This is a genomic window from Cyanobium sp. A1C-AMD, from assembly GCF_024346495.1.
GTDB classification, from domain to species: Bacteria; Cyanobacteriota; Cyanobacteriia; order PCC-6307; family Cyanobiaceae; genus Cyanobium_A; species Cyanobium_A usitatum.
This window is the reverse complement of sequence record NZ_JAGQDB010000104.1, coordinates 1-7,178: the sequence shown is the minus strand read 5'-3', so window position 1 is coordinate 7,178 and position 7,178 is coordinate 1. Positions and strand designations below refer to the sequence as shown.

Here is a 7,178-nt window from a genome sequence, read left to right as displayed (position 1 = left end):
ATTCCTCGGGGTCGTGGCTTTCAAGCGGATGGGCCTTGATGACTGCCGCCCAGTCGCCACGTTCGAAGGCTGCTTGGCTCATTGACTCAACACTGGTGACAGACCAGACTATGTCTGTTCGGGTGGTTTTGCGCTCACGCCACTAGCTTGAGGAAGCGGCAAGCGCTTGAGGACCATGGTGAGAACCTCCTTCCCCGCAGCTTTGGATGCTGGTTGATTCCTGACCAAGCACTATTCGATTGCCAATGAGATCAAGGAGCTCTATCGAGATGTGACAAGCAGTATTCAGCTCAACTTGTCAGAGGCAGTCTCCTGCTGACCACCCTCTTGGTGCGATTCGAATGGGGGGCGAACTGGGGTGGCTGCTGGAAGAGGGGCCGGGATTAGATCTGATCAAGCGAGCCAAGCGGCGCACTTCTGATTTGAAGACGAGCCTCTTTTTCCAGCAAGAGCATCGCGTGTTGTTTTAACAGGCAATCGCTGTTCACCCGGATGGCTTGTTGTTGGAGTCGCAAATAGGCTCAGGCCATGTCATTACTGCATTGCGAAATGTGTCGTCTGGCGCCATGTACGTCGAGCCCTTGATCGCCTCGTGCATCCATCCAACCGAAAGGGTTAGCGCGGATGCGCTCACGCAAAGGGAGCCAGATGTCATGCAGAAAGTGGTCTATGGCCTGAATGATCGCCAGATTGGCGAGTATTTGTATTTGGATACTATTAAATACCACTTAAAGCAGGTTTGTCAGAAGCTTGCTATTCGCAAGCGCACCCCTCAGTTGGATAGTTACAGGTCACCGACCCAGGTAGCGTCCGCCCTCGATGCGGTTGATGCCCGGCACTCCCTCCAGCGCCTGACTGCTGATCCAGTGCTCGTCGATGCGGCTGGCCGCGCGCCAATCCCGGCTGGTGCGCTGCACCACACCGAAATAGGCATGCATCAGGTTGCCCACGTACACGCAGCTCACTCCATAGCGCTGCTTGACCGCTTCGCACAGAGGCAGCCCATAGGCGCCGCAGGCGGCGGTGAACACGGCAAACGGTTTCTGCTTGTAAGACCGGTCGATCTGCTCGAGGGTGCGATCGAGGCTGTCCTCAAAGCCGCGATCGGGGCGGTTGGGGTAGATCGACACCGGCGCCTCAAGGCAGCGCAGGCCGTAGGGCTGGATGGTGATGTCGGTGAACAGCTCAAACGCCAGGCCCGTGCGGTGATGGGCCTCTACGTCGCTTGCCAGCGGCGTGATAAACAGCACCTCCTGGCCGGCAATGAAGTTGTAGAAGGCCTGCTCGCCAGGCCATTGCACCAGCTGGGGCAGCTGCCGGGTTTGGCGCACAAGCTGCTGGGCCACCGGCCAGAACATCTCGGTGATGGAGGCATTGCCAAACAGCACCGGACTACTCAGCAGTGCTCGCAACGTCGCCTGGCTCCAGCGCTGCAGGCTCTCCAGTGGCGCATGGCTGCTGGCATAAAACCCCGCGTTGGTGTGCAAGCGCCGCAGGTTTTCGCTGCCATCGCTCGGGTCGTACCACCAGCTGTCGAGCTGGCTTTCCATCCAGGCCCGGTCGTGGTGGCGGCGGCGGATCTCGGCCAGCAGATCCTCCAGCTGCTCCCGCTGCAGCAGGGCAGTTTGTAGGGCTGCCAGTTCCACATTTCCCGGCCGCAGCAGGCTCTGGCCAGGTTGCAGGGGGACTACCGGCAGGGTCCATCCCAGGGCTTGGGCCTCCAGGGCTCCGGCTCCGCCGCAGCGGTTCCACAGGGCCGTGGCATACACCAGCCCCCGCCATTGCTCCCTGTTGAGCTGGCCGCCTCCCTGCCAAAGCCGCCCCAGCTCATTCCACAAGGCGCTGTGGGGCTCAGCGAGTTCCAGTTCTCGGCCCCGCCCCGCCTCCTGCAGGGGGGTGAAGAAGGCTGGCAGCAGCTGATCCAGCAGCTCCACCTGGGGGAAGGTCAGCAGCGGCGCCAGGTTCAGTTGCAGGCGGTCGTTGCCGCACAGCACCACGGCTTCGCCCGGCCGCAGCACGGGTTCGAGCTGGGTGGTTTGCAAACCCGCCGGATGGTCGGCCAGCCAGGCTTCCACCGCCAGCCCCAGGGCGCGGAAGAGCTGGCGGGGGTCGCGCAACTGGGCCGGCTCAGTGGTAGGGGCTGCTGGTGGTGCGCTTGCTGCTGCTGGAGCTGGCTGGGTTTTGGATTGGGAGATCGAGGCTTGGGGTGCTGGTGCTGGTGCTGTCACCCCATTGGGTTGGCCAGTCTTCTGTTCCGTGCTCTGCTCGAGCAGTTGCAAGCTCCACACCCCACGCTGGGCTGCCAGCTGCACCGCCGCTAGTTGCTGGCTGGCCAGCGGCAGCCGTGCCAGCAAGCCCAGCACTGCTTTCAGTTGCTCCGGCGTGGCGGTGCCCGCCAGCACGGCGCTGGTTTCATCGCCCACCAGCTCCTGTGCGGCTGTCAGAACCCACTCAGGACAGGGTTGATGCAGGCGCCCGAGGTGAATCAACAGCTCCAGCGATTGGCGTCGCCAGCGCTGACGTGCCTCGGATGAACCGGCATCCGTGCTCCGGGCGAGCTCCCTCAGGCCGATCCCCCCTTCGCGGGTGAGCTGTTCATCGAGGTGCCAGAGCCAGTCGGGCAGCTCCAGTTGCAGCCGTCGGTAGGTTTGGCCCAGCCGAAAGCCATGCCAGCAGAGCGCCCCCCGCTCCTCATCGGCGGGCGGGTCCTCGGCATGCACGCTGCCGTGCAGATCGGCCATCAGCTTGCCGATCAGGTTGCCCAGTTCCTGGCGCGCGTCAGCCGCCCGCTCCGGAGTCAGCTGCGCCAGCCGCTGGTAGCTGGCCACCGCCTGCTCCAGGTGCTCCTGCATCACGGTCCAGCGTCCTTCAGCGCCAGCAGCGGCACTGGCCTGGCCGTGGTGTCGTGCCAGGGCTACCACCAGGGGTAGCTGCTCGTCGGCAGCCGCATCAGCCTGCTGCTCCAGTGCCAGCTGCCAGAGCTGGGCCTTGGCATCGGCTTCCAGGGGCAATTGCAGCAGCTGTTCCACCTCCAGCCACAGCCCGGCTCGCGGACGATTGTGATTGGTGGCGACAGCGGTCTTGAGGCTGCTGGCTGTGCCGGGGGATGTGCTGGCGATCAGTCCTAAGATCGTGGTATGGCTCATTATCATCAAGGTTCGTCTTGCCGAGGCTGAGTTAGCCAATGGCATCGCACCCCGCTGCGGCACCTGCTGCTGGAGGTTTTGTAGGAGGTTCGGCTGCGCAGAAAGAATTCCGTCAGGCAGGCTTGCGTCAGACAGGCCTGAGTCAGAAAGGATTGCGTTCAGAGGGATTCAGCGGCCAGCTTGAGGGGCTTGAGCCCCGCACCGGGCTGGTGGGCTGGGCCGCCGCTTTGGATGCCAGCACAGGGTCTGAGCCCCTCACAATCCGGCTCACGCTCGACGACCTGCTCAACCCCAGCAGCCGCTGGAAGCTGGCGGAATGCACCGCCAACCGCCCCAGGCCCGACCTGAAGGCCCAGGGGGTTGAAGCTGATTGCGGCTTTGTGTTTCTGGGCCATTCCGGCCGCGATCTGCCGCCGCGTACCAGTGGCATGGTGGTGCGGGCGTTTTTTGACGCCGAGTTCACCCTGGAGCTGCCTGGCAGCCCGCTGCGGCTTGATGCCGAGCGCTATCAGCTGCTGCGCCAGCTGTGCCGCACTGGATTAGGCCGCGATGCGTGCCTACCGACTGCGGATCGACGCAGGCGAGCCGCTTGTGATCGAGCCACCTAATCCACTGCCCCAGCATGAGTGGCCGCTGCAGCTGCGCTTGCCCTCCAGCTGCTGCGATGGCGGCATTCACCATTTCAGCCTCGAGCAGGCCGATGCCACGGGCGTTTGGCAGCAGCTCGACGAAAGCCTTGATCTGGTGCCAGCCCAGCTCACCCCTTGGCCGGCCCTGCTTGCCCACGCCAGGCCCCCGTTCCCCGATCACCTATCGCCTCTGGCCACGGAGCACCAGCGCAGCCTCTCCACCTGGTTGCACTGGGCCGATGCCGATGGCACGCCGCTGCCCCCGGAGTTGCCGCTGCTGCAGCGCCTGCTCAGCCACCCCGTGCGGCTGGACCAAGATTCAGCCGGCCTGGCCCTGCCGCCGGGGCACGAGCCAGGCCCCGATGGCTCGGCTGTGCCCCGCCGCCCGTTGGCGCTGCCGATCGCCGCGACACCGCAGGTGAGTGTGGTGATCCCGGTGCATGGTCAATACGCCGTGACGCGCCGCTGCCTGGCCGCCCTGGCCTACGCCCCCACCCGGGTGCCCTTCGAGGTGATCGTGGTGGACGACGGCTCCAGCGATGGCACCAGCGAGGCACTGGCCCTGGAGGCCCCGGGGGTGCGGGTGGTGCGCCACGACTTCGCCCGTGGTTTCAACCAGGCCTGCTGCAGTGGCGCTGCCATCGCCAAGGCGCCCTATCTGGTGTTGCTCAACAACGACACCGAGCCCTGCGCGCGTTGGCTAGAGGAGCTCCTCTTCCCATTTGAACATTGGCCCGATACTGGGCTGGTGGGAGCCCAGCTGGTGTTGCCCGATGGCCGCTTGCAGGAGGCCGGATGCATCGTGTGGGGCGACGGCAGCCCCTGGAACTATGGCCGCACCCGCAACCCCTTTGAGCCTGGGTTTGCCTATGCCCGCCAAGTGGATTACGTGAGTGGCGCGGCCCTGATGATCTGTTCCCACCTCTGGCGCCAGGTGGGTGGCTTCAGTCCGGAGTTTTCACCCGCCTACTACGAAGACACCGACCTCGCCTTCAAGGTGCGCGAGGCCGGTTTTGTGGTGCGCTATGCCCCCCAGGCACGAGTGATTCACCACGAGGGGCTCAGCAACGGCAGCGACACCGAGGCCACCGAGGGGTTGAAGAAATACCAGGAGATCCATGGGCCGCTGTTTCAGCGCAAGTGGGCCCATGCCTTCAGCGGCGCCACCGAACCCACCTACGACGAAGCCGAGCGCATCAAAGACCGCGGCATTCGCGGGCGGGTGCTGTTCATCGACCACGACACCCCCCGGCCCGATCGCGATGCCGGCAGCCATGCCGCCCTGGTGGAGATGGAGCTGGTGCAGGCCCTGGGCTACAAGGTGACCCTGCTGCCGGCCAACCTGGCCTGGCTGGCCAACTACACCGAAGCCCTGCAGCGCTGCGGCGTCGAAGTGCTGCACGCGCCGTTTGTGCTGTCGCTGGGCCAGGCCCTAGCCGAGCGGGGGGGGGAGTTTGATGCGGTGTACGTCACCCGCTACACCGTGGCCCAGGCGGCCCTGCCTCTGTTGCGGGAGCACTGCCCCGATGCCAAGGTGCTGTTCTGCAATGCCGACCTTCACTATCTGCGCCAGCTGCGGGCCGCCTGCGCCGAATCGCTCGAGGGCGATGACGCCCAGCGGGCGCTGGAGGCGGTGGAGCTGGTGAAACGCCAGGAGCTGGAGGTGATTCGCCAGGTGGACCTCACTCTCAGCTATAGCGAAGTGGAGCGCGGCGTGATTGAGGCCGAAACCCTGGGCACCGCCGCCACCGCCGCCTGCCCCTGGGTGCTGGAGGGGCCTGAGCATCCCGCACCTCTGGCTGGCCGCGAGGGGCTGGCCTTCCTCGGCAGCTACAACCATCCCCCCAACCGTGATGCGGTGGCGGCGTTTCTGGCCGAGCTCTGGCCCGCCCTGCGCCAGCGGCTGCCCGCGCTCAGCCTGCATCTTTATGGCAGTGGCCTCAGCCGTGAGCTGGCTGAGGCCTGGGGCGAGCAGGCCGGGGTGGTGGTGCACGGTTGGGTGGCGGAGGCGGGCAGCGTGTACAACCGCCACCGTCTGTTCATTGCGCCCCTGCGCTCTGGTGCCGGCCTCAAGGGCAAGGTGGTGGCCGCGGCGGCCCACGGCATTCCCCAGGTGCTCAGCCCGATGGCCGCTGAAGCCACAGGTCTGCGCCATGGCCAGGAGGTGTGGATTGCCCGGGATCACCAGCAGTGGCTGGAGGGTGTGAATCTGTTGATCACGGAAGACAACACCTGGCAGACCATGAGCACGGCGGCCCATCGCTTTGCCTGCGGCCACTACGGCCGTGAGCAGGGGCTGCAGCTGATGCGTGCTGCCTTCGAGCGGCTCGGCCTGGAGGTGCCTCAATGAGCTCCAGCCCAAACGCCAAGCGCAGTCCGCGCCTCAATCCGCCGGAATTGCTCTCCGGAGTGCCCGAGCATCCGGTGGTGGAAATTGCCCCGGAGCGCCCCTGGCTCACGGTGGCTGAAACCAATCGCCTGATTCGCCAGCAGGGGCTGTCTCTGGCGGTGGCGCAGGCCTGGGTGCTCGATGAGATTGTGGGCACGATTGAGCTTTCGGCCGAGGAGGAGAAACAGCTGATCCGCCGCTACGTCGAAAGCCAGGGGGTGACCAGCGACGAAGAATTGGCTGCTTGGCTGCCGCGCAAGCGTTTGGGTTTTGAGGATTTGCGTTATTTCGCTACCAAGGGCCGCCGATTGGAGCGTTGGCTCATGCGGCGCTATCGCGAGGAAGCCGAACTACGCTTTTTGGAACGCAAGCTCGATCTCGATCAGGTGGTTTATGCGCTGTTGCGGGTGAGTGATCGGGGTCTGGCGGAGGAGCTTCATCAACGCATCCAGGAGGGCGAAGCCGATTTCGCAGCTCTCGCCGAGCACCACAGCCAAGGCTCGGAACGTCAAACCCGCGGCCAGCTTGGGCCCCTGCCTCTCACCGCAGGCCACCCCGAGTTGGTGTCGCGGTTGCGGGTGAGCCGTCCCGGTCAGCTCTGGAAGCCGTTTGAAGTTGATCGTACTTGGGTGGTGTTGCGCTTCGAGCAATTAATTCCTGCTCAGCTTGATGCCGCCACCCGCGGCCGCATGATCGAAGAATTGTTCCAGGTGTGGTTCAAGCAGCGGGTGCAGCTGCTGATGGATGGCGAGCCCCTTCCACCCCTGCCTTATCTGCCGCCCATAGAAGCCCCCTACAACGAAGCGACCGAAATCACCACCACGGATGTCCTGCTCCCTGTTGATCTCAACCGATGACCTCTGCCATTCCTCCAGCCACAGCGGCCCCAACTCCTTCGGGCCCAGGTCAGCGGCTGCGTTCATTTCCCCCGTTTGACCAGCTTGAGCAGGACGCTGCGGCCGCCTTGGAGCCGCTGTTGGAGACCTGTCGTTACCGAGTTGGCCAAACCCTGTT

General features: G+C 64.8%; 4 protein-coding genes and 1 pseudogene. 4 read left to right on the top strand and 1 reads right to left on the bottom strand.

What is annotated here, in order from left to right; all coding sequences use genetic code 11:
• Positions 1-566: 566 nt before the first annotated feature.
• Positions 567-758 (top strand): annotated as a pseudogene (locus KBY74_RS13925) (LuxR C-terminal-related transcriptional regulator); the annotation flags it as partial.
• 33 nt (positions 759-791) lie between these two features.
• On the opposite strand, the gene KBY74_RS12770 reads toward KBY74_RS13925, so the two are convergent.
• The gene (locus KBY74_RS12770; protein ID WP_254943019.1) at positions 792-3,146 is read right to left on the bottom strand and encodes a hypothetical protein; all 2,355 of its coding nucleotides are present in this window, start codon (positions 3,144-3,146) and stop codon (positions 792-794) included.
• A gap of 38 nt (positions 3,147-3,184) precedes the next feature.
• On the opposite strand from KBY74_RS12770, the gene KBY74_RS12765 reads away from it, so the two are divergent.
• From KBY74_RS12765 to KBY74_RS12755, 3 genes are read left to right on the top strand one after another with little or no spacing between them, the layout of a single operon-like run.
• Positions 3,185-3,754, top strand: coding sequence for a hypothetical protein (locus tag KBY74_RS12765; protein WP_254943018.1), 570 nt, complete (start codon positions 3,185-3,187; stop codon positions 3,752-3,754).
• Entirely contained in the window at positions 3,696-6,125 is a 2,430-nt protein-coding gene (locus KBY74_RS12760) for a glycosyltransferase (RefSeq protein ID WP_254943017.1), read from the top strand. The genes KBY74_RS12765 and KBY74_RS12760 overlap by 59 nt, the downstream gene beginning before the upstream one ends.
• Positions 6,122-7,021: a peptidylprolyl isomerase gene (locus KBY74_RS12755; RefSeq protein WP_254943016.1), complete on the top strand. Its 900-nt coding sequence runs from the start codon at positions 6,122-6,124 to the stop codon at positions 7,019-7,021. Before KBY74_RS12760 ends, KBY74_RS12755 begins: the two co-directional genes overlap by 4 nt.
• Positions 7,022-7,178: the final 157 nt, after the last annotated feature.